The organism is Verrucomicrobiia bacterium (assembly GCA_019634635.1).
Lineage (GTDB): Bacteria > Verrucomicrobiota > Verrucomicrobiia > Limisphaerales > UBA9464 > UBA9464.
In genome coordinates this window covers 23,132-48,312 of sequence record JAHCBB010000009.1, presented here as the reverse complement: position 1 = coordinate 48,312, position 25,181 = coordinate 23,132, and the positions used below count along the sequence as shown (strand labels likewise).

The following is a 25,181-nucleotide window of genomic DNA, read 5'->3' as shown; positions in this document are numbered from 1 at the left end:
CCTCAGGAAACCCCGGCGTCCGGGAGGAATCGCATCGCCAGGCGGCGGCACCGGGCAATGGACACGACGATCCGGGTCGCCTCGGCGATCCCCTGCGTGCAGCGCGGCGAAGGTGCCGAACCCGCTTCGAAAGCCTCGGCGGTGATGGTGAGCAGCCACGCGGCGGGTCGCCGCCCGTAAACCCGCGCCGCAACCGCAAGGACCGCGGACGGGTCCAGATGGTGCCCGAACAACGGCTGTCGCATGGGCCGCCCGGTCACGCGCAGGGATCGCAACTGCGTCACCCGGGGCGGGTCCCGGTCGGTGAGCGTCCCGGCATCCATGAAAATCACGATGCCCGCGGTGGCAATGTCGGCGCTCAGTTCCGGGACCAACTGGTGACGCGTCTCGACCCGCGTTCCGGGCAATCCCAGAGACGCCACAGCCCCGGCCGCGATCGGGCCGGCGGCGTCATCGCCCCGCAGGGTGTTGCCGTAACCAATCACCAGCAGCCAGGAGTTCACGGCCGCCGGATGTCGTCGAGGACGCTCCCGTCGGCTCCGATCAGCACCACGTGCAGCGGCATCCTGCCCGCGGCGTGTGTGGAACAGCTGAGGCACGGGTCGAAACACCGGATGCCGTGCTCAATGCGGTTCAGCGTCTCTTCGGGGATTTTCTGTCCCCGGACGTAATGACGGGCGATTTGCGCGACCGTCCGGTTCATTGCCAGGTTGTTCTGTCCGGTGGCGATGATGAGGTTGACCTTCCGGACCAGCCCGTTCCGGTCCACCTCGTAGTCGTGAAACAGGGTTCCGCGCGGCGCCTCGCTGACACCGACGCCGTGCAGGCGGTTGATGCCGGCGTCGGCACGCAGGTCCTCCGACTGCAATGCCGGATCCTCCAGGAGCATCTCGATCCGTTCGAGGCAGGCCAGGATCTCGATGAGCCGCGCAAAATGGTAATGGAAGCACGACGTCACCGCGCCCTGCCCGAGCTGGCGGAATTCGAGCCATTCCGCCTGGGCCCGCGGCGATCCCATCGTGGTGCAGATGTTGAGGCGGGCCAGCGGCCCCACGCGGTACATGCCGTCGGGGAATCCCAGCGGCCGGTAGTACGGCGACTTGAGGTACGACGAGGACTGCACCGCCTCGCCGATGAACTGCCGGTAGTCCGCCGGGGGAATGCCGTCGGCAACGAGGTTCCCCGAGCTGTCGGAGAAGCGCAGGGTTCCCTCGTGGTGCTCCCATTCGCCACCCGGTCCCGCCAGGCCGAGGAAGAGCGAGGGAAAGTTGCCAAACGCCCCGATTTCCTCCCGCAATCCATCAAACAGCCCCTTGAACAACGCGGTGACTCGCGCGGTGGTTTCAAAGGCCTCGGGTAGCCGGCGGCGGATGGCATCGCGCCCCTCGAGGCCCAGGCCGGAGCGCACGCCCCCCGGAACGGCCCAGGCGGGATGGATCTTCCGCCCCCCCAGATGCTCGATGATTTCCTGTCCGAACTGCCTCAGCCGGATGCCGGCGCGGACGAGATCCTCATGCTCCCCGAGCAACCCGAACACGTTCCGGCGCGCTGGCGGGGTTTCCCAACCCAGCAGAAAATCGGGAGCACTCAGGTGGAAGAAGCTGAGCGCGTGCGACTGGACGATCTGGCCGAGGTTCATCAGGCGCCGGAGCTTCACGGCGGGGGGCGGCACCTCGACCGCAAGGATCTGGTCACCCGCCCGGGCCGATGCGAGCAGATGGCTTACCGGGCAGATGCCGCAGGTGCGTGCGGTCAGGGACGGCATTTCTCCGAGCGTGCGGCCCTCGCAGAACCGCTCGAATCCCCGGAACTCCACGACGTGAAATTGCGCATCGTGCACCCGGCCCTCGTCGTCGAGGTAGATGCTGATCTTCGCATGCCCCTCAATGCGGGTGACCGGGTCAATGACGATGCGCTGGGCCATGGTCGGGTTTGCCGGCGGATCAGCCGAACTTCAACTGCGGCTCCGCCAGCGGGGGTCCCCCGTCCAGGAGGTGCTCCAGCAGGGCCCGGATGTGCGGGGCCGGTGGCGGACAGCCCGGGAGGAAGTGATCCACCCGGATCACCTCGTGCACCGGCACCGCCCGGTCCAGCAACGTTGGCAGCAGGCCGGGGGCGTCCGGGAGTCCGGCATGGACATCCGCCAGCTCCACAAAGGCGCGGCTCAGGATCACTTCCGGCCCCCCCAGCGGATTGCGCATGCCGGTGACGTTGGTGGTGACCGCGCAATCGCCGAGGGAGACCACGAGGCGGGTCTTGCGGCGGATCTGGCGGGCGAGCGTCACATGCTCCTCGTTGCAGATCGCCCCCTCGACCAGCACGACGTCCACGGACTCCGGGTACTCCTTCGAATCCACCAGCGGCCCGTACACGAACGCCACGCGTCCGGCCAGGGTGATGAGGAATTCGTCCAGATCGAGAAACGACATGTGGCAGCCCGAGCAGCCGCCAAACCACACGGTGGCCAGTTTCAGGCGCTCCATGGTCCCCCTTTCCGTGTCTGCGCCAGGGATTCGAGTCGGACGCGGTCCCGCTCCATTTCACCGGTGGTGACGCCCCGCTCAAACAGCGCGCCGGTCGGGCAGGCCTGGACACATTTGCCGCAGCCGGTGCAGGTGTCGGATTCACCCCAGGGCTGATTGAGGTCGGTGATGATCTGCGAGGCGGCACCGCGTCCCGACACGTTTTTGGTGCCCGCCCCCTCCAGCTCCCAGCAGGTGCGCACGCACCGGGTGCACAGAATGCAGCGGTTGTGGTCCATGCCGAATCGTGGATGGGTGAGGTCCACCTCCCACCGGGGGAACTGGTACTCGAAGCGGACATGATCCATCCCGTGCTGCCACGCCAGGGTTTGGAGCTCGCAGTGCCCGTTGGCGACGCAGACGGCGCAGACGTGGTTGCGCTCGGCAAAGAGCAGTTCAAGAAGCATCCGGCGGTACTCCCGAAGGCGTGCGGTTGCGGTGCGCACCCGCATCCCCTCCGCCACCTGCGTGGCGCAGGCCGGCAGGAGCCTGGACTCCCCCTCGATCTCCACGAGACACAGTCGGCAGGCCCCGACGTCGTCCACGCCGTCGAGATGACAGAGGGTGGGGATCGTGATGCCCGCGTCGCGCGCCGCATGGAGCAGGCTGGATCCCTCGGCGGCGCTGGTGGGCGTGCCGTCAATGGTCAGGGTGCGGGCGGCCATGGCAGGGAGGATTACGGTGCCCCCGGGGCCGGGTGGCGGGGATTGGCGGTGTCCGGATCCGGGCGGAGACGTTCCTCGTACTCCCGGCGGAAATGACGGAGGGTGCTCAGGACCGGGTTGGGAGCCGTCTGACCCAGTCCGCAAAGGCTGGTGTGCCGGACCAGATCGCAGAGCGCCTCGAGCTGGGTGAGATCCCCCGCCGTGGCCCTGCTTTCCAGAATTCGGGTCAGCAGCCGGTGCATTTGCACGGTACCAGCACGGCACGGGATGCATTTGCCACAGGATTCGTCGCGGCAGAAATCCATGAAGTACCGGGCCACGTCCACCATGTCGGTGGAGGCGTCCATCACGATCATTCCGCCCGATCCCATGATGGAACCCAGCGCCGCCAGGGATTCGTAATCCACCGGCGTGTCGAGGAGGCCGGCGGGAATGCAGCCTCCGGAAGGACCTCCGGTCTGGACCGCCTTGATGGTCGCGCCACCCGGGGCGCCGCCGCCCATGGACTGGACGATTTCGCGGAGCGACGTGCCCATCGGCACCTCGATCAGGCCGGTGTTGGTGATGCGCCCGGCCAGCGCGAACACCTTGGTTCCCTTGCTGCGGTCGGTGCCGATTCCGGCGAACCAGTCCGCACCGTGGCGGAGGATCGGAGGCACATTGGCGAAGGTCTCGACGTTGTTGATCAGCGTGGGGCATTCCCATAGGCCACTCTCGGCGGGAAAGGGGGGCCGGGGCCTCGGCGTGCCCCGGCGCCCCTCGACCGACGCCATCAGCGCGGTCTCCTCGCCGCAGACGAACGCGCCGGCGCCGATGCGCAGCTCGACGTTGAAATGAAACGGTGACTCGAAGATGCCGCTGCCGACGAGGCCCCGCTGACGCGCCTGGCGGATGGCTTCCTGGAGGCGGCGGATGGCGATGGGATACTCGGCACGTACGTAGATGTATCCCTGGTCCGCGCCCACCGCGTATGCGGCGATGGCCATTCCCTCCAGAATCCGGTGCGGGTCGCTCTCCAGCACGCTGCGATCCATGAAGGCCCCCGGATCCCCTTCGTCTGCATTGCAAATCACAAACTTCCGCGGGCCGGGTGACCGGGCCACGGTGGACCATTTGAGACCCGTCGGGTACCCGGCGCCGCCGCGACCGCGAAGACCGCTCCGCTGGATGGTTTCCACCACCTCGGACGGCGTGCGCTCCAGCAGTGCGGTGTGCAGCCCCAGATAGGCGCCCGCGGCGATCGCGGACTCGATTCGTCCGGGATCCACCTGTCCGCTGTCCGAAAGGACGACCGATACCTGGCGGGTGAAGAACGGGTGACCGGGATCGCCGATCCGGACGCCGGGGTCCTTTCCGGGACCGTCCGTAACCACCGCCAGGACCGCCGCCGCCTGGTCGGGTTCAACCTTCTCAAACAGTGTGTTGTCGGGATCCGCCCGGACCAGAGGCCCCTGGCAGCAGAGGCGCAGGCAGCCGACCGGCCGGACCTCCACCTGATCCTCAAGCCCCGCAGTTCGCACGGCCTCCGTCAGCGCCACCCGGGTGGCGTCCGCATCAAGCGACAGGCAACCGGCGGCGGCGCAGCAACGGAGGGTCCACCGCTTTCGTGACGTCTGTTCGCGCCCGGCGATCGCTTCAAGTTCAGCCAGATCCATGGGACCTCCATTGCCGGATCCGATCCGCAGCCAGCTCCGGAGTCTGTCGGACGGACACCGTTCCGTCATAAACCACCGCGGGCGCCACTCCGCACGCACCGATGCAGCGGGCGGAGAGCAGGGAAACCCGCTTGTCGGGCGTCGTCTGTCCCGACGGGACACCGGCCGCCGCCTCGACCGCCCTCAGGATTTCCCTCGCACCCTTGACGTAGCAGGCCGTGCCGAGGCAGACGACGCAGGTGTGTTCTCCCTGGGGCTTGAGGGTAAAGAAGTGGTAGAAGGTGGCGACCCCATACACCCGTCCGGGCGGCAGCTTCAGCGCGTGTGCCACATACAGCAGCAGATCCTCCTCAAGGTATCCGAACAACTCCTGGGCCCGATGAAGGATCTCGATCAGGGCATCCGGACGGTGTTGATGGCGCTTGAGGTGCGTGTCCAGGATCCGGAACCGCTTGTCCCCGCTGGCGTGCTCAAGGGCCGCCTGCAGGCGGCGGCCCCGGGGCGGATGGGTCGTTGTGATCATCGCTTCCGGTATTCACGGGCCCGTTGTCAAACCCGGTGCCCTGCCGTCCCGCTGCGATTCGATGCCCCGGAGACCTCGGGGAAATCTGCAGCCGGACGACGGGACACCATCCGGCGCGGACGCCGTCCGGGTCCATCCATGGCTTGTCGAAGACTGGACCGAAATTGTCCGCCCGGGCGAGAATTCTTTGACCGCGACGACCGGGAACTGCGGTCACCGGACTGGCGGCAGTGTCAGTACACACCCTCGACGATGGTCTTTTCCATCGCGCCGAAGGGCCGGACGTCACCGACGCCGTCCCAGGCGTACGGGGGTCGCGGCGGCCGTCGGATCGCCTCGTCGCGTTCGAGGAAACGCGGCATGAAGAATTCACGGGTCAGGGTGGTGAGCTCGACCCGCCCGAACTCGCCATAGTTCACGAGTTCGTTCGTGGCATCGGGTCGGACCACACGCAGCACGGCCCGTGGTTGAGGGGCATAGTAGGTGACGCTGAACTGGTCCTCGGGCAGCAACGGCACACTGGCCGCGAGTCCCATGAGGGTGTTCCCATAGGTCGGGTAGAAGCCGATCCGCCCCTCGAGCAGTTCCTCCACGAGAAAGCGCACCTCCTGGGGCTTCATGGACGTGCCGCCGCAGAACACGCCGCGGATCCCCGCATCCCACAGGTTGACCTTCTCCGCCAGCGCCTCAAGGAGCTTGGGCGTGGTGAAGAGGCCCGTGACCTTGCGGTGCTTGAGGATGGTCACCGCCTGGTCCACCACATGCGCCATGTACTGCTTCGCCACGTCGAACTGACGGTTCGCCAGGAGTTTCTTCACGAAGCGCGGATCCAGATCAATGAAGTAGCAGGAACTGCCCCGGACATTGGCCAGATGCTCGATCGCCAGACGCAGGCGGCGGGGCCCGGTGGGCCCCATCATCAGCCATGCACCGCCGCGTGGAAAATGAGCATCGGCAATTTTGTCACTGAACTCCGAGTAGTCCACCTTGTAATCGTTCCAGCCGATGCGCTGCTTGGGCATGCCGGTCGTGCCACCCGTCTCGAAAATGTTGTACGGCTGCCCCTGGTACGCCGCCGGCACCCAGACTTCCGGCTGGAGGTCCCGGAGAAATTCGTCCTGGAAGTGCGGGAATTTCTGCAGGTCCTCGACGCTCCGGATTTCCTGTCGCGGGTCGAAGTGCCGGGCCGCCCAGTCGAGCCAGAAGGGGCACCCGGTCGCCGGACTGAAATGCCAGGAGACGATTTCGATCAGATGGCGGTTGAGGGCTTCCCGGGCGGTGGCGACTTCGGCCTCGGGCACGGTGGGTATGGGCATGGGGGATAGGAATTGAAAGCGTTCCCGGGGGCGACTCCCGCGGGAAATCCAGGGGATGCAGGCGGTCTACTTGGTCCCCACCTCGTTCTCCTTGGGGGCGTCGGTGCCGACCGGCCTTGCGTCGGCGCCGACGGCGTAAAGGTGGGTCTGGCTCATGATGTAAAGGGTGTTGTTGGCCACAATGGGCGTGCCGTAGATCGGTGCGCCGAGGTTGGTCTCGCTGATCAGCGTCGCCTTGTCGCCGGCCTTCGAGGCCAGAACCACAAAATCCCCGTCCTCATCCCCGACATACACCTTGCCGTCGGCCACAAATGTCGAACCCCACATGTGCGCCTTCATGTCGTAGATCCAGTGGAGCTTCCCGGTCCTGACATCCAGGCAATGGACGTACCCCGAGAAATCGCCGATGAACAACAGACCGTTTCCGGGATCAACGCTGACCGTGGAAATGGAGCGCTTGATGCCCTTGTAGTCCCAGACGATGCCGCCTTCGGTGATGTCGCCGGTTTTGCCGGAGGGATCCACGCAAACCAGACGTCCCACGCCCTCGCCGTGCTCCGGGTCCTGGCCAATGGCCACATAGACGCGTCCGTCATAAAACACCGGCGTGGAATTGATCTCGCTGGGGCCGTCCGCCGCCGGGTATTTGATCGGCCGTCCATTGCGGGTCTTGTATTCGGGAGGCACGCAGTCCACCCACCAGATCTTCTTGATGTAGTCCACCTCGGAATCCTCGATCTGGTCCGGCTGGTTTGGGAACACCTTGACCATCGGCTGGCCGCTTCCCTTCTCCGGGGTCGTGCCAAATGCATAGAGGACACCGTCCCCTCCCCCGAAGTACACCTGCCAGCGCCCGTCCACCCTCCCCGCCGAGGGAGACGACCACTGACCGTGATAGATCCGGTGTCCGATCCCGGCGTTGTCCTCCCCCAGCAGTTCCCCGGTCTCCGGGTCGAGCGCAATGAAGCTGGGCGAGTTGGGCGATGGGATGTTCACATGCGTCCAATCCTGTCCGTTGGAGGTGCAGACGAAGAGCTTGCCATCCACGAGGATCACCGAGCAGTTCGACGCATTGTGGGGAAAGGCGCCGAGTTCTTCCATCATGTCATACCGCCAGATGATGTCGGCGTCCTTCGGCCCGGGTTCGACGGGCGGTTTGCCGGTGTCGAGGGTGACGTACAGGGCCTCGTCCTTGTACGGGCCGTCATTCCCGTTGGCCATGCCCTCTGTGTCGAGGCAGAGCACCTCGCAGCGGCTGGTGACGACCCAGAGCCGGTTGCCCACCACGAGCGGCGCGGAGAGCAGTCCGAGATTTTCCCAGTCATTGACCTTCCCCGACTTGAGTTTCGGCACCACCAGCTGCCAGAGGAAGTCGCCCGAATTCTCATCGAACGCGTACAGCACGCTGCGATCCCCGAGGTGCCGGCGGTCCCGGGGGGACTCATTGTTGGTGCCTACGAAGACCCTGCCGCCGGACACCACCGGATTGGCATAGCTTTGGGAGCCCAGCTTGGCGACCCACCGAACGTTCTTCGTGGTGTCCATGGCGATCTCCTCAGTGCCCGGCTTCATGCGGCCCGGATCGAACCGGTCGGGCAGACCCCGGGCCGGCGAATACATGTTGCGGCCCGGATCGTTGCCGCCCCACTGGGGCCAGTCGTCGGCGCGGGAGGCGAATCCGGAGGCCAGCAGCGGGAGGGTCAGGAGGGGGAGGATCTTCATCATGGGAACTCGTGGGGATGTGTCTCAGGGCCCGATGCGGTTCAATTGGGAGTCACGGAGATGTTGTCGAAGGCCACCCGCATTTCCTGGGGAGCGAAGCCAAAAAGGCCCGGGGATCCGTTGCGGTGAACCCGAGGCACGGCCACCTCGGCGGTCCAGGCCCCGGGCTCGGGGTCGCCGCGCTTCCAGGCCTTGCCGCGCACGACGCCGCTGCCGTCGGGATTCTCGTCCACACGGACCTTGAGCCGGTACCAGGTGTTCGGGGACCACCGGAAAGGCGTGGCGACCTTCAGACGCTCCTGATTGGAATTGACCTCCAGTTCCTGGGAGTTGCCCTTCAGGATCACCGCGTAGCGCTGGTTGATGAGCCCGCCTTCCGACATTTTGCGACGGTTGCCCTCGCTCAGGATGTCGGCCTCAATGGTGTAGTTGGAGGCGGTCGGGAACCCAAAGAAGATCTGGCCTCGTTGAAACAGTTTGTTCTCGATGGTTTTCACCAACGCCTTGCTGGCGGCCCCCGCAGCGTCGGTTTGGTTGCGAACCTCGAACCGGAACCGGGCCGAATTCCACGGGAGGGGGGGGTAGGCAAACGACGTCGGTGGCTCAATCGTGTTGGTGGTCGTGTTGGACAGCTCGAATTCCTCGAAGTCGAAAGTCACCGGTGGATAGGGAAGGATACGGCCCTTCATGAAACCTGAAACCTCGCGGCCATCCGGTGATGCCCAGGTCGCCTTGAACTGACCGGCGCTGCCCACCGGGGAGGTGTCCGCCACCAGCTGACCCGAGCTGTTGACCGTGGCATTCAACGTCGCGCGGACTAGGGCCGTCGGGGGAATGTAGGGCTCCCATCGGGCCGCGGAGGGATCCACAGACTCCCGGACGGTGAACCCGTTGGCGTCCAGCACCCGGATCCGGAACGACTGCGTCTGACCCGGACGCAGGAGCACTTCGTAGGGAATGATCTGAAGCTGCGCGGCGGGACCGGGAGCCGGCCATGGCGCGGGTTCCGGAGGGCCCGAAAGACCGGCTGAAGGCGTGGCGGGTCCCCATGCGTAGAGTTTGCGATCCGTCTGCAGGTACAGGCGCCCGTTGAAACCGACCGGCGAACCGTAGCACCGGCCTTCGAGCGCCACGCGACTCACCACCTCGGCGCCGTCGGCACCCGGCTTCAGCACCCACAGGTCCCCATGGGCTCCGGACTCCTCGCCTGCCGTCTCCGCACCCTCGGAGGCGATGTACATCGCAACGTAGAGGTGACCGTTGGCGTACAGGGGCGTGCTCTGACGCTGCTCAATGGCCAGCTTCTTTTTCCACAGGACGTCGCCTGTACGGGCATTGATTGCCGCGAGATCGCCCGTCCCGGTGACTTCGTACACGGTGTCACCGACGAGCACCGGCGAGCTGGCGAGGGATCCGATGTGGTTGCGCCACACCTCAAGTTGCTCCGCACTGAACTCGACCGGCGAAAGGGCGTTTGTGGGGCGGACTTCCGAGGGTGCCGGGATGCGAAACGCCGCCATCCGCCCGATCTCCGAGGAGTCGAGGTTCTCCGACTCATGCACCGCAATGAGGGTGTCGCCAAAGCGGATCAGCGAGGCATTGATTCCCCCCTTGGCCCCGGCTTTGGCGAAGGGAAACCGCCAGATCGGCTCGCCGGTTCGGGCGTTCAGCGCAAGGATCGTGCTGTCCCCGCCCGCGCTGTACAGCACCCGCCGACCGTTCCAGAAATCCAGGATGGGATGGGAGAAGGTGTTGTCCTGCGGACGCCCCCCCGGAGCCGAGCTCCACACCAGCTCGCCGGTCTTTGTGTCGAACGCGTAAAACCGGTCCCCGGCGGCCCCGTGGGCCCCCCAGGCGCTCATGATGCCGCGGGTGATGACCAGCTCGCGATCCACCACTGGAGATCCGGTGCGCGAGTTCGGGAACGTCAGGCGGCCGAACTCCTCCATCATCGAGTGCTTCCACAGCAATTCCCCCTCCGCAGTGAAGGCGGCGAAAATTCCCTGCGTAAACTGCACGTACACATTGCCGGTTTCGGGATCAATCGTCGGAGACGAGGTCGAATAGCGCAGGTAGATCGTGTCCGACAGAAAGTCGCTCTCCCGGTGCTCCCACAGCAGGCGCCCGGTGCCGGCATCGTAGCAGCGGAGGGTCTCTTGCAGGGACGCATCGTCGCCGAGATACCCGTTGATGTAGAGCCGGTCCCCGGCAATCACCGGTGTGCTTTGCCCTGGGAAGTCAGCGGTCCAAAGCGGCCTTAGTCCGTCGAGCTTCACCGGCAGATTGGTCTCGAGGGAGACCGAGGTCGCCAGAGGTCCGCGCCAGCTCAGCCATCCGCTCACGGCGGCACCCGCGGGACGGAGTCCCGCCGAAAGAATCAATAGGACGACAGCAAGACGCTTCATAAGCCGGCAAGATTCCAAGCTACCGGAGCACAATGGAAGCATCCACTCCCGCTGGCAACTGAAATGGTACGGGTGCGTACTAAATGGGATTTCGGGGGTCATCGTCCCGGTGATCGGATCCCTCGTTGGCACGGATCCACAGGGCGACGGCCTCGGCCCGGCGCGCGACTCCCAGCTTCTGGAAGATGGTCGCCAAGTAATTGCGGACCGTTCCAGCGCGCAGCCTGAGCGCCTCGGCGATTTCCTTGTTCGTCTTGCCATTCGCCACCAGGTCCATCACCCGCCGCTCCTGGGGGGAGATCCGTTCCAGCTGGCGTCGAAGCTGGATGGTGCCCCCGCCTGGATCCCGGACGGCGCTCAGGAAGCGGCGGGTGACTCGCGGATCCATCACCGAGCCGCCGCGGGCGATCGTCTCGATGGCATCGCCGATGTTGAGTCCGTCCACTTCCTTGAGCAGATAGCCGTCCGCTCCGGCGTCCATGGCGGCCAGAATCGTGCGCTCGTCCGCATAGGAGGTGAGGCACAGCACACTGGGCCGCGATCCCCGCTGTTTGAGTTCCCGGCAGACATCCACGCCGGACCGATCGGGCAGCCGCAGGTCCAACAGGACGACGTCGGGCTTCAGCCGGAGGGCTTGATCGAGGGCGCCGGATGCGGTCTCGGCTTCCCCGACGACCTGAAAGCGTGGATCCCGGCTCAGGACGGTGCGCAGGCCGATGCGGACAATCTCATGGTCATCCACAAGCAGGACCCGGATGCCGTCCGGGCGGGCCGGACGCGGGGCGGACAGGATTCGATTGGAAGCAGGCATCAGACCTCCCCGGGGGCATCGGGGTCCCCGAGCACCGGAAAAATGACCCGAACGGCGGTGCCGGTGCCGGGAACGGAGACAATCACACAGTCGCCGCCCAGTTCGTTGGCGCGCTCCTGAAGGTTATGCAGGCCGTGTCCCGGACGCCCAGGAATTCGTTGCGAATCAAAACCGGCGCCGTCGTCCGCGATCGTCAACCTCCAGTCCCGGCCATCGCGTGTCAGTGCAATGCCGATCTGGCGTGGGAAGGCGTGACGAATGCTGTTCGTCACCGCCTCGCGAACGATCTGGAGGAGGTCGAGGGCCTGTTGCGGGGGCACAAGGGTGGCGGCCTCGGGGGCCAGATCGAGGCTGACTTCTGCTTTGGTGTTGCGTCGGATTCGCCCCACCAGGGATCGCAGCACGGCGTCCACGCGCTGTGGCTCCGCTCCTGCCGGTTCCGCCTGCAGAATGAACTCGCGGAGCTCCGTCACCACCTCGTTCAGGCCGGACAGGATCCGCGTGATTTCGTCCCGGGCTTCCGACGGGTCGTCTTCGAGGATGGCCCGAACGCGCTGCAGGTCGAAGCCCATTGCGTAAATGCTCTGGATTGTCCCGTCATGAAGGTCCCGGCTGAGGCGTTCCCGCTCGCGGGTCACCGTCGCCAGCCGTTCATTCGCCGCGCGGAGCTGCAGGGCCGTGGACACCTGGTCCCGGCGGGTCCGGCTCTGAATCCACACCAGGCCGGTGAGGAATCCGGTCCCGGCGACCCCGAACAAGGCGGCTGCGCCCGCACGGGACTGGACCCGATCCCGGAAAGACGCCGCAGGCAGCCAAAAGGCGTACTCGAATTGCCTGCCGAGCCACCAACTTCGCGTCGTTTCGGTGATGGCCACCCGGCCCGGCACCTGCGCCTGTCTCCAGGAATCCGGAGGTCCCTGCCATGTGTTGTCGGAGCGCTGAACGCGCCAGCGCCGCTGCACTGCCGGCGACATGCCGCCCTCCAGCACCCGTGGATCCAGCATGGCCATCAGCATGCCGGCCAGATTTCCGGAATCCGGCAGGTGGGTTCCGTCCGCCGGCACGGGAAGCAGCATCCAGAGCATCCCCGGCTTCAATCCGGCGTCCAGAAACGCGCTGAGTCGCGGGGATCCCAGTGACCGCGCCTCCTCAAGCGTTGCGATCAGATCGCCCGGATCACCCTTGTGGATCTCAATCGTCCGGGCCATCCCACCCGGGTCATCTGCCACTGGATCACGGGTCGCGTACGAGACGAGGGGGATCGGCCGGCGGTCATCCAGATCGGCCGCCTCGGGAAGCATGGACTGCGGGCAGTAGGCCAGCGCGAGGACCTCGGGAAACGCATCGCGGACACGGGCGTCAAACCAGGCCTGCCACGCCCGTTCGTCGGGGGGGCCGCGGTGCACCAGCAGGTACTCGGCCAAGGACAATCGGGCGACCAGAGCATCCAGGCGCGCCTCCACCTGCTTGCAACACCCGTGGACCACCTGCTGCAACGTGCGAGCGGCCTGCTCTCGATCCAATCGGACCAGCGTGTGCACCAACAGCCCGGTCGCCACCAGTCCACCCAGGGCCACCAGCACGGGGCCGGGCCATCCCGCCGCGCCGAGTCGCCCCACCCGGTCGGAGGCCGCAGGAGGAAGGTTCATCAGGTGCTTGTCGGCAACCGTGAGGGAATCGGGCAAGCCCTGTCGATAGTGACATTTGTCACTACCAGGCTAGTGACATAAATCCGAGGCAACGACACTAGGCAACTCGCCACCGAACAAGAACCTTGCGTGAGGGTCGCGACGCTTCAAACCCAGAACTCAGAACCAACCGCGAACGGGGTGGATACTCCCAGACAGCCAAGCGGAAACGAGTCAACACCCTGAGCCCGGACCCGGCGAGCTTGCTCGCCGGGTCTAAGCCTTTCCCAGCGTGCTCCTTGGCGTTGGATCCCCGGCGGCATCAATGGATCAACGGAGCTGGCAGCGACCGGACCCGGGGATCACCCGTCCGATCGGCCAAGCAGCATGGCCGGCCCGTCGAATCGCGCCGAGGACGGCGTCGGCGGCGTCGGGCGCGACGGTGACCGTCATGCCGATGCCCATGTTGAACACCTGATACAGCTCCGCCTGGGGAACGCCGCTGCGGGCCTCCAGAAATCGGAAGAGGGCCGATCGTTCCCAGGAATCCTTGAGGATCTCCACATCGCAATGTCCCGGCAGCGTGCGTGGAATGTTGTCCACAAACCCGCCTCCGGTGATATGAGCCAGGGCCCGGATTCCCGGGGACGCACCGGCGCGGTTGAACCGGCGCAGGAGGGATTGGACCAGCGGCCCATAAGTGACGTGGACCCGCAGGAGTTCCGCGCCGAGGGATCCGCGAACTCCTGGCACCCGGCTCGCGGGGTTCAGCCCAAGTTGCTCGAAGAGGATTTTTCGGGCGAGGGAGTACCCGTTGGTGTGCAGTCCGCTGGACGCGATGCCGAGCACGAGATCCCCACGGCGCACGTTCCGTGGCCCGTTCACGAGACGGGATTTCTCGACCACCCCGACGATGGTGCCGCTCAAGTCGTACTCTCCGGGCTGATAGAACCCGGGCATCTGAGCCGTCTCGCCGCCGATCAGCGCACAGCCGTTGGCGGTGCAGCCGCGGACAAAGCCGCGAAGGATCTGCTGGAACACCCGGGGCTTCAGGAGCCCGGTGCCCAGGTAGTCCAGGAAAAAAAGCGGCTCAGCACCCAGGACGGCAATGTCGTTGACGCAGTGGTTGACGAGGTCCTCGCCGATCGTGTCGTGACGGTCGAGCGCGAAAGCGAGCTTCAGCTTGGTCCCGACACCGTCCACGGATGACACCAGGACCGGCTCCCGGTACTTGCGGACATCAAGCGCGAACAGCCCACCAAAACCGCCGACCGTTCCCAGAACTCCCCGCCGGTGCGTTGAGGCCAGCAGCTCGGGGAGCGTGCGCTTCACCCGGTTGCCGAGGTCAATGTCCACGCCTGCGGCTGCGTAGGCTTTTTGCTTCATGTTTCGGGGGAAAAGGCTACCGGGGCTGCCCCCGAGGGGGCACCGGAATTATCGGGGCGGACGCCCGGGACCATTGCGACCGGCAAAGGCGCCCGCCATGGCCACCGCCTTCAGCATGGCCTTGGACTTGTTGATGGTCTCCTGGAATTCGCCCTCCGGAGTGGAGTCCGTCACCCAGCCGCCACCCGCCTGGACGTGCGCCATGCCGTCCTTCACCAGGGCGGTGCGGATCGTGATGCAGTGGTCAGAATTGCCGTTGAATCCGAAATAGCCCACGCAGCCCCCGTAGGGCCCGCGGGTGGTCCCCTCCATTTCGGAGATCAACTGCATCGCGCGGATCTTGGGCGCGCCGCTCAGCGTGCCCGCGGGGAACGTCGTTCGCATCAGGTCGAATGCGTTGCGGTCGGCGCTCAACGTGCCCTCCACTTGGGAGACGATGTGCATCACGTGGCTGTACCGCTCGATGACCATGAGGTCCCGAACCCGGACACTGCCGTACTCGCAGACGCGGCCAATGTCGTTGCGTGCGAGGTCCACCAGCATCACGTGCTCGGCGCACTCCTTGGGATCCGCCAGCAGCTCCGCGGCGTTCGCGGTGTCCTCTTCAGGGGTCCGACCCCGTGGGCGGGTTCCGGCGATGGGCCGGATCTCCACGTGGCGGTCCACGCACCGGACGTGCAGCTCGGGTGACGCACCCACCAGGGAAAAGCCGTCGAGTTCCAGCAGGAACATGTATGGCGACGGATTGATGGTGCGCGCCGCGCGGTAGAGGTCAAAGGGCGAGGCATCGAACGGCGCGGTGAAGCGCTGGGAGCCGACCACCTGGATGATGTCGCCGGCCACGATGTATTCCTGCGCGCGGCGCACGTTCGCATGGAACGTCTCCCGGGACGTGTTCGAGACAAAGGGGGCCGCCGGCACCTCGTCCGGCAGCTCCACCGGATGATGCGACACGGGTTGATCCAGGAGTTCAACGATGCGCCCGATCTCCTCAACCGCCTCCTCGTAGGCCTCTTCCGGCTGTTGTCCGGGTTCGATCACCGCATTGACCAGAACCGTCAGGGTCTGGGCCACCCGGTCAAAGATCAACAGCTCGTCGGCGATCAGGAAGTAGAGCGTCGGTGTTCCCAGTTCGTCCCGGGTCGGTCGGGGCACAATGGGCTCCACATCGTGGATGAACTCGTAACCGAGGAAACCCACGGCGCCACCCGTGAACCGGGGCAGGCCGCCGCGCGGCACCGGTCGGTAGCGGCCGAGCACCCGCTGGACCACCTCCAGACCGTCGCGCACCTGGGTCCCCGAAGGCCGAAGGGAAACTTCCATACGCTCTGCGGGGCGGCCGTTTTCCCGGATTTCGACCTGGCCGCCGGATTGGCGGATGATGGCCCGCGGGTTGCAGCCGACGAACGAGTAGCGTCCAAGGTGTTCACCGCCCTCGACCGACTCGAACAAGAAGGACTCCCCCTGACCGCGAAGCTTCCAGTACGCCGACAGCGGCGTTTCGAAATCGGCAAGCAGCCGCCGCGTCACAGGAATGAGGTTGCCCTGTTCCGCGAGGCGTAAGAACTCCGGCAGGGTTGGTGAATCCATACTCTCGGGAGGGGGACGCTAGCCAAGCGCAGGCGGCGGATGCCAGCGGGGAAACGGAAGTTTGCCGTCCGTGGTGGACCGCCGGGACCCGGTCGCGGCACCCTCTCCGGGGTGAGTGAAGCGGGCAGCACGGGGTCCTCCGAGTCCGGGGCGCATCGAATCCCGAGTGCCTTGGCGCCGCTCTACTGGTTTTCGGTGTTCAATGCCCTGTCGTTCCAGCCCGTGCTGGGAAGCCCGATGGTGTTGTATGCCAAGTCGCTGGGAGCCAGCGCCACCGTTCTCGGCATCCTCGCCGGCATGATGCCGATCCTGGTCATCGCGCAACTGCCGGCGGCCCGTTTCGTGAACCGGGTGGGGTATCGGCGCTTCCTCGTGGCCGGCTGGTCGCTGCGCGTGGGCATGATCTTTCTGATGGCCCTGGTGCCTCTCACCAGCACGTTTCTGGACGCCACAACCCGCCTCGTCCTGATGCTGGTGCTTCTGCTGGTGTTCAACATCTCGCGGGGCGTGGCCAGCGCCGCCTGGCTCCCGTGGGTGACCGAATTGGTCCCCGTGGCGCTGCGCGGACGCCATTTCGCGCGCGATCAAGTCTGCATGAACGGGGCCAGCGTCCTCACCTTTGCCTTTTGCGGTTTCGTTCTCGGTGCCGATGGGGGTCCGATCCGGTTCACGGCGGTGTTTCTGTTCGCAGCAGTGACCGGCGCCGTCAGCCTGCGCCACCTGCGAAGGATTCCGGATGTGCCGCCCCCCGCGGAACCGGGCGATGGCAGTGGAAACGTTCCCTGGCGCACCCTGGCCGCGCACCCACCGTTCCGGAAACTGCTGCGGGTCAACGTCGCCTGGTCCATTGCATTCGGAGGATTGACCACCTTCATTGTCGCCTTCCTCAAGACCGGTGCGGGCATTCCCGAGGATCGCATCCTGTACCTCATGTCGCTTTCGTTCATTGGGGGCGTGCTGTCGCCCTGGCTGGCCGGGCACCGCCTTGACCGCCTGGGCAGCAAACCCCTGCTGGCATTCTCCATGGTCCTGGGATTTGTGATCGGTGCGGGATGGTGGCTGGCCGCCGGAGGCGCCATCGCCCCGACGGCTGCGTTGACCGTGCCGCTGATGATGCTGTTTGGCCTGGTGAACGCCCTGTTCACCGCCGCCAACAACCGCCTGGCCATGGAGATTGTTCCCCGGCTTGGACGGAACCACTTCTTTGCGTTGTTCATGGTGGTGTGGCAGCTGGCGCTGGGCATTTCACCAGTGGGTTGGGGATTGCTGCTGGATGCGATCGGGCCGTGGCAGGCCTCGGTGCTTGGGTTCATTTGGACGCGCTACACGGTCTTTTTTGCGCTGGTGGCCGCGGCGTTTTCGGCGGCGTTCTGGCTTTGCCAGCGGCTGGAGGAACCGCGGGCTGCGGAGGTCCAGCATCTGTTTCGGGAGCTGCTGGTGGACGAGCCCCGCCGGTGGTGGACCTCCGTCACCGGGCGCTGAAGTTTCCCTGCCCCGAAGGCAGGGCTCCAAGAGGAGGCCGAGGGACCAAACGTCGGCCTAATCAAACGCGGGTGTGCGGTTGCCGGGACTGCCAACGGATTGGAGTGAGGGCCCGGACCGGAAAAGCCCCTTCAGCCACGCCCATGCTGCGCGTAGTCCCACGGGGCGGACCCCATCCATTTCGTACACGCGGGCGATGGCGTCCTCATGGCTACTACAACGGGGTGGGAGGTTGAAGACGTCCGCCGGGCGATCGCCCTCCTGTCGAAGGATTTGAGAGTGGATCAACCCCCTTCCGACCCAGTACCGCCCCTCGGGCAGCGGCTCGACCCGAGCCGGAAACACCAGCCAAGGCCTCCACACAAACTCCAGCCCGCCAATTGCCGTCGTGCGAAGGAGGCCGAAGGCTCGCGAGGGGGCGGTCCCGATGGGGCGCGCGCTGAACATCCAGTTTCCGGAACGCTCCGGGACAAACCGCCGGCGTCGGAAGGTCACCAGATCCCAGGCAAATACAGTGCCGAACACCACCGTCCGGAACGCCCAAGGCGCCAGCAGGACGCAGATCAGGACCACCACGATGGCCCAACCGGCCCCGAGCCGGTCGTCGAGGGCTCCGGCACCAACCACGGTGCCCAGGATGCCTGCGCGCAACGACTTGAGCGCGGCGTCTACCGTGGTGAAGGGGCTGATCAGGACGAGCACGTTGATCGTGTGGGACACCAGCCACACGACCGCGTAGATGGCCAGCGCGAAGGGGACTGCGATGAGGCCGCCCAACACGTGCAGGTTGGCGGCGGCCAGGTGGGCTCCCGCGAAATCCAGCTCGGTGGAATCCACCGCCTTCAGATGCTCAAACAGCTCGAGAGCCAACGGAACAATGACCCCGGTCGCCAGCAGCGCACTGGCCTTGTTTTCAAAGAGTTCCAGAAGGTTCAAGGGCTTCTTCAAAGCCGTCGGAACGGCGGGACCGGCGGCGTCCTTGGCCATGCACAATCCCACGACCAGCAGGGCCGCACTGAAGAACCACGGCTGGGCATACCATGGCAGACGGGCCCGCTCGATCTCCGGCGTGCGGTAGTATTTGTAGGCACCGAGGGCGCCCATGCCGAGAAGGGGAGAGATGGCAATGCCCGTGATCTGCGACAGGGTGTCGGCGGTGCGGACTCCCAGCGAGGTCTGGCTGCGAAACTCCTGAGTGACGCCCGCCCGGCCGGGGCCGCCCGACCCGAAAAATAGAACCGCCGTCAGGACCAGAAAACCCAGGCGCCTCATGATGCTGTGGAGTCTGAAGGGTTCCCGACCGGTGCGAAAGGAGAAGTTGGGGGGCGGTGAACGCGAAAAGTTATTCGCAATCGATCGCTGTCACTTGCGGAGCGAAGACCGTCGTGATGGCATGACGCACACCCCAGAAGTGCTGGTTCATCCCGAGTCGTTGCTGGTCCATGGTCATTTGGTTCGTTGCAGGATTCGTCGTCCTCTTTGCCGTGCTCGTGTTGCTGGTGGGCACCGCGGTCGCGAGCGAGCTGTGACGGCTCGCGAACCGGGGGTGGGCGCTTGAGGAGTTGCCCGGCTAGGGCGCCGGTCGCGCTGGCGCGTTTCTCCCGGGTCCCGGACGAGACCAAGTTTCCGGCGATCCCCACCTTCCAAAGTTTCCCCGCAGGTTCCTTGCGGCCGTTGGCCTCGCATGCTCAATTGCGGTGTCCCCTAACCGCGCCGCTCGCGGCGCAATGCCATTGTTGGAGCATGAGCATTCTATTCTTAGCCGGCTTTGTTGTGCTGTTTGCCGTGCTGACCTGTGTGGTCGGCACAGCGGCGGCCAGCGAGCTCTGAATCTGTGAACCGGCCGTCCTCGCGTTTTCCGCGATCGCGTCCACGCCGTTCCGGGGTTAAAATCCCGGGGTGGAGGCCTTGTGGCAATCGGGTGAACTGGCCGATGTGGCCGCGCGGGTGACCGCAGGTGAACGGCTTTCTGAAGCCGACGCCCTGCGGCTGTTTTCGTGTCGCGATCTGAATGCGCTCGGCGCGCTCGCCGATTCGGTGAACCGCCGTCGAAACGGGCTGCGGGCCACGTACATCCTCAACCGCTACATCAACTACTCCAACTATTGCATCCTGAGCTGCCAGTTCTGCGCCTTCAGCCGGAAGAAGCGGGATGCGGACGGCTTCGAGCTCACGGTCGAGGACATGGTGCAGAAGGCACGGGAGGCTTTGGCGCTTGGGATCACTGAGCTGCACATTGTGGGGGGCCTTCACCCCTCATTGCCGTTTTCGTACTACACCGGATTCCTGCGCTCCCTGAAGGCGTTGGATCCCCGGCTGCAGCTCAAGTGCTTCACCGCCATCGAAATCCTGCATCTGGCCTGGCTGGCCGGGACCCCGGTCCGGGACACGCTGCTGGCGCTGCGCGATGCCGGACTGGATTCACTCACCGGAGGGGGGGCGGAGATCTTCCGGCCTCGCGTCCGGGAGCAGATCGCCCGCGGCAAGGAGTCGGCCGAGGAATACCTGGACGTCCATCGTACCTGGCATCAACTCGGGGGACGCAGCACCTGCACCCTGCTCTACGGCCACGTGGAATCCCTTGAAGACCGGGTTCATCACCTCGGGATGCTTCGACAACTTCAGGATGAAACCGCCGGCTTCTCAGGATTCGTTCCCCTTCCGTATCAGCCGGAGAACAATGGCATCCCGGTGGCCCATGCTCCCTCGGGTTTTGACCAGTTGCGCACCATCGCCGTGGCCCGGCTCTTCCTCGACAACTTCGACCACATCACCGCCTACTGGGTCGGGATGGGACTGAAGATGGCCCAGGTGGCCTTGAGCTACGGGGCGGACGACCTGCATGGGACCATTCTGGAGGAGCACATCTTTCACATGGCCGGCGCCCGGTCGCCTCAGGCCCTGTCCGAACGTCACTTCGTCCGTGCCATCCGGGAGGCCGGACGGGAGCCGGTCCGCCGAAATACCTTTTACGAGCCGGCGGGATCCGGTCCGCTACCCGCGCCGCCGGATTCGACCGCGATCCCGCAGGCCGCTTGATCTCCCGAAGCGCATGGAACCTGTCGAATCCCGCCTGCTGACTGCACTGATGAAGCTCGACGCCGCCGTCGGGTCGGGGGCAGCCGACGTGCGTCCGCTGCTCGCGGCACTCGACCGGATGACCGGCGAACTGCCGTCGAGCGCCGACCCGGAACTGGTCCATTTTCTCCGGCGCCGGAGCTACGAGAAGGCGCGGCTGTTCCTCCTCGGGCGTCGGGAGGCGATCCAACGGGGCGGCTGCCTGCGTGACCGGGAAGCCTGAACTTCCGGCGCCGTTTCCTGTGACGCCCATTCCATCCTCCCGGGACACCATCGCCGCGGTGGCGACGCCGCTGGGTGAAGGCGGCCTGGCGGTTCTGCGGGTGTCGGGACCTGCTGCCGTTGAAGTGGGTGATGCCGTGTTCGTTCCCGCGGGATCCCGCTCTCAGCGGCCTTCGGAGGCCGCGAGCCACACGGTCCATTATGGCCATGTGGTTCGGTCGGGAACGCGGCTGGACGAGGTGCTGCTTACGGTGTTACGCGCCCCAAGGACCTACACGCGTGAGGACACCGTCGAAATCTCCTGCCATGGCGGAATTGTGGTGGCCCGGCAGGTTCTGGAGGCGATCCTGGCCGCCGGGGCGCGTCCGGCACTGCCGGGTGAGTTCACGCAGCGCGCCTTCGTCAACGGCCGCCTGGACCTCGCCCAGGCGGAGGCGGTGGCGGACCTGATCCACGCCCGCACCGTGCTGGCGGCGGCGGCCGCGCAGGCCCAGCTGGCCGGATCGCTCTCGGCCCGGGTGCATGCGATTCGCGATGCACTGATGCAGGTGCTGGCCCACATCGAGGCCCAGCTGGATTTTCCGGAGGAGGACATTTCCCCGGACACGGGGGCCCGGCTCCAGTTGCGGTTGGAGGAGGCGGCAACCGCCCTTGCCGCTTTGCGCAGGACTGCGGGCGACGGACAGGTGCTCCGCCGCGGCATCCGGGCGGCGATCGTGGGACGGCCCAATGCGGGCAAGTCGTCGCTGCTGAACCGCCTGCTGGGCCATGAACGGGCCATCGTTTCGCCGGAGGCGGGCACCACTCGGGACACGGTGGAGGAAACCGCCTCCGTGCGGGGAATCCCCGTGGTGTTCATTGACACGGCAGGCCTGCGCGACGCGGCCGGCGATGTGGAGCGTGAGGGCGTGCGACGCAGCGAGGCGGCCGCGGCGGCCGCGGAATTGATCCTGCATGTGATGGACGGTTCCGTGCCGATGGATCCGGCTGATGAACAACTCCTGGGTCGGTGGAAGGGCCGGACGGTGGTGGCGGTCGTCAACAAGGCGGACCTGCCGCGCCGGCTTCTGATGCCGCCGGGCCACCGCGAGGTTGCCGTCAGTTGTGCCACCAGCGAGGGACTCGAGGAACTCCGCGGCACCATTGAGTCGCTCGTCTGGAGCGGCCGGGCGCCGGGGGAGGCCCTGCCGGTCACGGTGAATGCGCGGCAGGACGACGCCCTGCGGCGAGCTGCCGAGGCGCTGGAGCGATCGAGGACGTCGCTGCATGTCGGGGAATCGCCGGAATTTGCCGCATTGGAGCTGCGGGCGGCCGCCGGCGCCGTGGGCGAGATCGTGGGTGCCACCTCCACCGAGGACCTCCTGGACGTCATCTTCCGGCAATTCTGTCTCGGGAAATAGACTGGCCCCGGGGGCCTCGGGTCGTTGACCTTCGGTCGGTCCGGGTTAGGGATTGCTGCCAACATGAAATGGTCCTTCAAGGTCGGCCGCTGGTGGGGCGTGGATGTGTACGTCCACGCAACCTTTCTGCTTCTCCTGGCCGTGGTAGGCCTTCAGGGAGGCAGTTTGATCGCGGCGGCCGGTGGCGTCCTGTTGTATGGATCGCTCTTCGGTTGCGTGTTGCTTCACGAGTTTGGCCATGCCCTCGCCGCCCGGCATTACGGGATCGGCACGCGGGACATCACCCTCCTCCCGATCGGCGGCGTCGCCCGACTGGAGCGCATCCCGGACAACCCGCGCCACGAACTCGTGATCGCCATCGCGGGCCCCCTGGTCAATGTCGCCATCGGGGGAGCACTTGCCGCCTTCCTGATCCTCGGTCAGCAGTCCCTCCTCCCGCGGGGGCCACTGGATGCCATCGGTCTGGCGCAACGCCTGCTGCTTGTGAACGTCTCGTTGGTTGCCTTCAACCTGCTGCCGGCGTTTCCGATGGACGGCGGGCGCATTCTCCGGGCGCTGCTCGCGATGCAGATGGGCCCTGTCCGCGCGACCCGCATTGCGGCCACCGTCGGCAAGTTCATGGCGCTCGTGTTCGCCGGGGTGGCGATCTACTTCCAAATGTACCTGCTGCTGTTCATCGCGGTGTTTGTCTGGTTGGGCGCCGGTGGCGAGGCGCGCGCCACGGAGGCGCGGACCGCCATGGGGGGCGCGGTGGTCGGCCAGGCAATGCTGACCCGGTTCCATTCGGTGTCTGTGGACGACCCGCTGGATCAAGTCGCCAACCTGATCATCAGTGATTCCCAATCGGAGTTTCCGGTGATGGACGGACCGGCCGTGGCTGGGGTGTTGAGCCGCACCGAACTGCTGGAGGCCTTGCGCCGATCCGGCGCCACGGCACCCGCGCGAACGGCCATGCGCACCGATTTCATCACGCTTCAGGCGGACGAGCCGCTCGAACCCGCGCTGGGACGCCTCAGTGAATCTCCGGTGCCCATGGCGCCGGTCATGTGGCAACAGCGTCTCGTCGGACTGCTGACGCTGGAGAACGCGGGGGAGTTTATCGCCATCCGGCGCGCGCGCTCGTCGGAGGATCCGAGGCCACCGGTGATCTCGTCGCCGCGTGCCGATGGGCGGGCGGTTTGAGTGGAAGCGCCGGGACCCGGATCAGTCGTCGAGCATCCGTCCGAGGAGATTGCGGGTGATCTGTTGAACGCGCGGGTCCGGTCCTTGCGGTGAGGTGTAGACCGCCGGCCTTTGGTACCCAGGTGGTGCCGAAAGACCGTCACCCCACCAGATGGTGGATGCGTTGAAGACCACGTTGCCCTTGGGGCCCGGATACACCGTGGCAGTGAAAGTGCCGCCGTTGAGCTGTCCAGGGGTCTCCTGGGTCGGCCCGGAGGCCACGACTTCGAGGCCGGGAATGGGTGCGGGATCGCCGTGCCACTCCCAGCCCACGAGGCCGGGAATGCCCTCTCCGTGGCGCATCCCGGTGCCGTGGAACAGCCAGTGGTCCGGGCGGACGCAGGTCCAGTCGGCGCCCCCCGTCACCGGACCCGTGCTGTGGGCTCCGATCAGTTCATTGGCGTAGGGCCGTTCGTGAAGCAGGGAGGCCATGGCAACGAAATCCCGGGTGCCGCCCGGGGGGCCAAACACCCCCACCCGCTCGAACACTCGGTGCGGACGTCCTGCGGTGTCCGGCCCGAGAACGATCCGACCACAGCAGGTGTTCCCGGACAGGAAGGCGACATGGACTCCCGACTGGATCGCGGACCGGACATTCCGGAACATTTCGATCGTCCAGTATTCGTCGTGCCCCACCGAAAGGAGTCCGCGGGCGCGGCGGAGCCCGGCCGGATCCAGATGGGTGTCGAGATTGGACACGTAAGTCACGTCGTACCCCTGCTGCTCCAGCCAGAAGGCGACCGGAAACTCCCACAGCAGAAATTCGCCGGATCCCTGGGACAACGGCGCATCAAAGATCTGGCAATAACGGCTGTAGGGTCTGTTGAATCCCACCTGCACCCCGCCGCCCCAGTACCATTCGCTGCGGCCGTCGTCATACAGCGAGAAGTGGTCCGGCCACCGGTTGTAGGCCTGCCAGGTGAAGTCACTGCACTGGAACAGGAAATCGGCGTGTCGATCGTCCCGCACCACGAAGATGACATAGCTCTGGAGACCCTCGCGAAGTCCGGTGAGCTTTCCCAGGTAGACGCCGCTGATCCAATCCGGAGGGATCCTCAACGAGGTACACGGTTCCCAGGCGGCGTCGCGCAGCCGGCGGGGGCCGACCGGTGGGTCCGATTGCATCCGACCTTCGAACGGTCCAAGCGTCACCATCCGGCGTCCCCCCTCCCCGCCATACCAGCCCAGGCGAAACACTTCGATGACGAAGGGGCTTGCGGGGCGGGTGCTGACGTGGAACTCCAGCGTCTCACCCGCGCGGACGGACGTCCGCGACACGTAGCCCTCGATCCACGGACAGCGCCAGCGCGTCGGAGGATCCACCCGGGTCTGGGTGAGCATCCAGTCGCGGGTGCCCGGCAACGCGTTTTCGGCGGCAATCCTCCCGGGGGCGATGCGGCGCGAGGTTCCGGTGGTGCATCCCGCCAGAACTCCCGTGCCGGTGACGGCCCCCAGCGCTTTGAGGAAACCCCGCCGCTCCGGATTCCGCGGTCCGTTCATGGCCGCAGGGTGGACCCAACGGCCGGCGGGGTCACGAATTCGGTCGGTCTCCGTC

20 protein-coding genes are annotated in these 25,181 nt (G+C 66.0%); 5 read left to right on the top strand and 15 right to left on the bottom strand.

The window, feature by feature from the left end; genetic code table 11:
• Window positions 1-2: 2 nt before the first annotated feature.
• From KF791_08145 to trpE, 13 genes are all read right to left on the bottom strand, one after another.
• Window positions 3-503, bottom strand: a complete 501-nt coding sequence (locus KF791_08145; GenBank protein MBX3732550.1) for a hydrogenase maturation protease — start codon at window positions 501-503, stop codon at window positions 3-5.
• On the bottom strand, window positions 500-1,924 hold the full coding sequence (locus KF791_08140; GenBank protein ID MBX3732549.1) for a Ni/Fe hydrogenase subunit alpha: 1,425 nt from the start codon (window positions 1,922-1,924) through the stop codon (window positions 500-502). The genes KF791_08145 and KF791_08140 overlap by 4 nt, the downstream gene beginning before the upstream one ends.
• Before the next feature lie 19 nt (window positions 1,925-1,943).
• On the bottom strand, window positions 1,944-2,483 hold the full coding sequence (locus tag KF791_08135) for an oxidoreductase (GenBank protein ID MBX3732548.1): 540 nt from the start codon (window positions 2,481-2,483) through the stop codon (window positions 1,944-1,946).
• Window positions 2,471-3,187 (bottom strand): bidirectional hydrogenase complex protein HoxU, encoded by a 717-nt coding sequence (gene hoxU / locus KF791_08130; GenBank protein ID MBX3732547.1) that lies wholly within the window; start codon window positions 3,185-3,187, stop codon window positions 2,471-2,473. The genes KF791_08135 and hoxU overlap by 13 nt, the downstream gene beginning before the upstream one ends.
• A gap of 11 nt (window positions 3,188-3,198) precedes the next feature.
• On the bottom strand, window positions 3,199-4,842 hold the full coding sequence (gene nuoF / locus KF791_08125; protein MBX3732546.1) for an NADH-quinone oxidoreductase subunit NuoF: 1,644 nt from the start codon (window positions 4,840-4,842) through the stop codon (window positions 3,199-3,201).
• Window positions 4,829-5,365 (bottom strand): bidirectional hydrogenase complex protein HoxE, encoded by a 537-nt coding sequence (hoxE, locus tag KF791_08120; GenBank protein ID MBX3732545.1) that lies wholly within the window; start codon window positions 5,363-5,365, stop codon window positions 4,829-4,831. Before hoxE ends, nuoF begins: the two co-directional genes overlap by 14 nt.
• A 233-nt stretch (window positions 5,366-5,598) precedes the next feature.
• Complete coding sequence (locus KF791_08115; protein MBX3732544.1) at window positions 5,599-6,681, bottom strand: hypothetical protein; 1,083 nt, start codon at window positions 6,679-6,681, stop codon at window positions 5,599-5,601.
• 66 nt (window positions 6,682-6,747) lie between these two features.
• Window positions 6,748-8,406 carry a PQQ-binding-like beta-propeller repeat protein gene (locus KF791_08110; protein ID MBX3732543.1) on the bottom strand — a complete coding sequence of 553 codons (1,659 nt, stop codon included), beginning with the start codon at window positions 8,404-8,406 and terminating at the stop codon, window positions 6,748-6,750.
• Window positions 8,407-8,444: 38 nt separating this feature from the next.
• Window positions 8,445-10,808: a PQQ-binding-like beta-propeller repeat protein gene (locus tag KF791_08105; GenBank protein MBX3732542.1), complete on the bottom strand. Its 2,364-nt coding sequence runs from the start codon at window positions 10,806-10,808 to the stop codon at window positions 8,445-8,447.
• A gap of 79 nt (window positions 10,809-10,887) precedes the next feature.
• Complete coding sequence (locus KF791_08100; protein MBX3732541.1) at window positions 10,888-11,619, bottom strand: response regulator transcription factor; 732 nt, start codon at window positions 11,617-11,619, stop codon at window positions 10,888-10,890.
• Complete coding sequence (locus KF791_08095) at window positions 11,619-13,268, bottom strand: sensor histidine kinase (protein MBX3732540.1); 1,650 nt, start codon at window positions 13,266-13,268, stop codon at window positions 11,619-11,621. The genes KF791_08100 and KF791_08095 overlap by 1 nt, the downstream gene beginning before the upstream one ends.
• A gap of 309 nt (window positions 13,269-13,577) precedes the next feature.
• Window positions 13,578-14,633: a phosphoribosylformylglycinamidine cyclo-ligase gene (gene purM, locus KF791_08090; GenBank protein MBX3732539.1), complete on the bottom strand. Its 1,056-nt coding sequence runs from the start codon at window positions 14,631-14,633 to the stop codon at window positions 13,578-13,580.
• A 48-nt stretch (window positions 14,634-14,681) separates the two neighbouring features.
• Window positions 14,682-16,223 (bottom strand): anthranilate synthase component I, encoded by a 1,542-nt coding sequence (trpE, locus tag KF791_08085; GenBank protein ID MBX3732538.1) that lies wholly within the window; start codon window positions 16,221-16,223, stop codon window positions 14,682-14,684.
• Window positions 16,224-16,394: 171 nt separating this feature from the next.
• Between trpE and KF791_08080 the strand changes: the two genes are divergently transcribed.
• The gene (locus KF791_08080) at window positions 16,395-17,705 is read left to right on the top strand and encodes an MFS transporter (GenBank protein MBX3732537.1); all 1,311 of its coding nucleotides are present in this window, start codon (window positions 16,395-16,397) and stop codon (window positions 17,703-17,705) included.
• A gap of 57 nt (window positions 17,706-17,762) precedes the next feature.
• Here KF791_08080 and KF791_08075 read toward each other — a convergent pair whose 3' ends face one another.
• Window positions 17,763-18,977 (bottom strand): hypothetical protein, encoded by a 1,215-nt coding sequence (locus KF791_08075; protein ID MBX3732536.1) that lies wholly within the window; start codon window positions 18,975-18,977, stop codon window positions 17,763-17,765.
• 627 nt (window positions 18,978-19,604) lie between these two features.
• Between KF791_08075 and mqnE the strand changes: the two genes are divergently transcribed.
• The 4 genes from mqnE to KF791_08055 all read left to right on the top strand — a co-directional run bounded on the left by mqnE (window position 19,605) and on the right by KF791_08055 (window position 23,587).
• Window positions 19,605-20,744 carry an aminofutalosine synthase MqnE gene (gene mqnE, locus KF791_08070; GenBank protein ID MBX3732535.1) on the top strand — a complete coding sequence of 380 codons (1,140 nt, stop codon included), beginning with the start codon at window positions 19,605-19,607 and terminating at the stop codon, window positions 20,742-20,744.
• A 13-nt stretch (window positions 20,745-20,757) separates the two neighbouring features.
• Window positions 20,758-21,006, top strand: coding sequence for a hypothetical protein (locus KF791_08065; protein ID MBX3732534.1), 249 nt, complete (start codon window positions 20,758-20,760; stop codon window positions 21,004-21,006).
• A 28-nt stretch (window positions 21,007-21,034) separates the two neighbouring features.
• Window positions 21,035-22,405, top strand: a complete 1,371-nt coding sequence (mnmE, locus tag KF791_08060) for a tRNA uridine-5-carboxymethylaminomethyl(34) synthesis GTPase MnmE (GenBank protein MBX3732533.1) — start codon at window positions 21,035-21,037, stop codon at window positions 22,403-22,405.
• Between the two features lie 63 nt (window positions 22,406-22,468).
• The gene (locus KF791_08055) at window positions 22,469-23,587 is read left to right on the top strand and encodes a site-2 protease family protein (protein ID MBX3732532.1); all 1,119 of its coding nucleotides are present in this window, start codon (window positions 22,469-22,471) and stop codon (window positions 23,585-23,587) included.
• A 21-nt stretch (window positions 23,588-23,608) separates the two neighbouring features.
• On the opposite strand, the gene KF791_08050 is transcribed toward KF791_08055, so the two are convergent.
• Window positions 23,609-25,126 (bottom strand): twin-arginine translocation signal domain-containing protein, encoded by a 1,518-nt coding sequence (locus tag KF791_08050; protein ID MBX3732531.1) that lies wholly within the window; start codon window positions 25,124-25,126, stop codon window positions 23,609-23,611.
• Window positions 25,127-25,181: the final 55 nt, after the last annotated feature.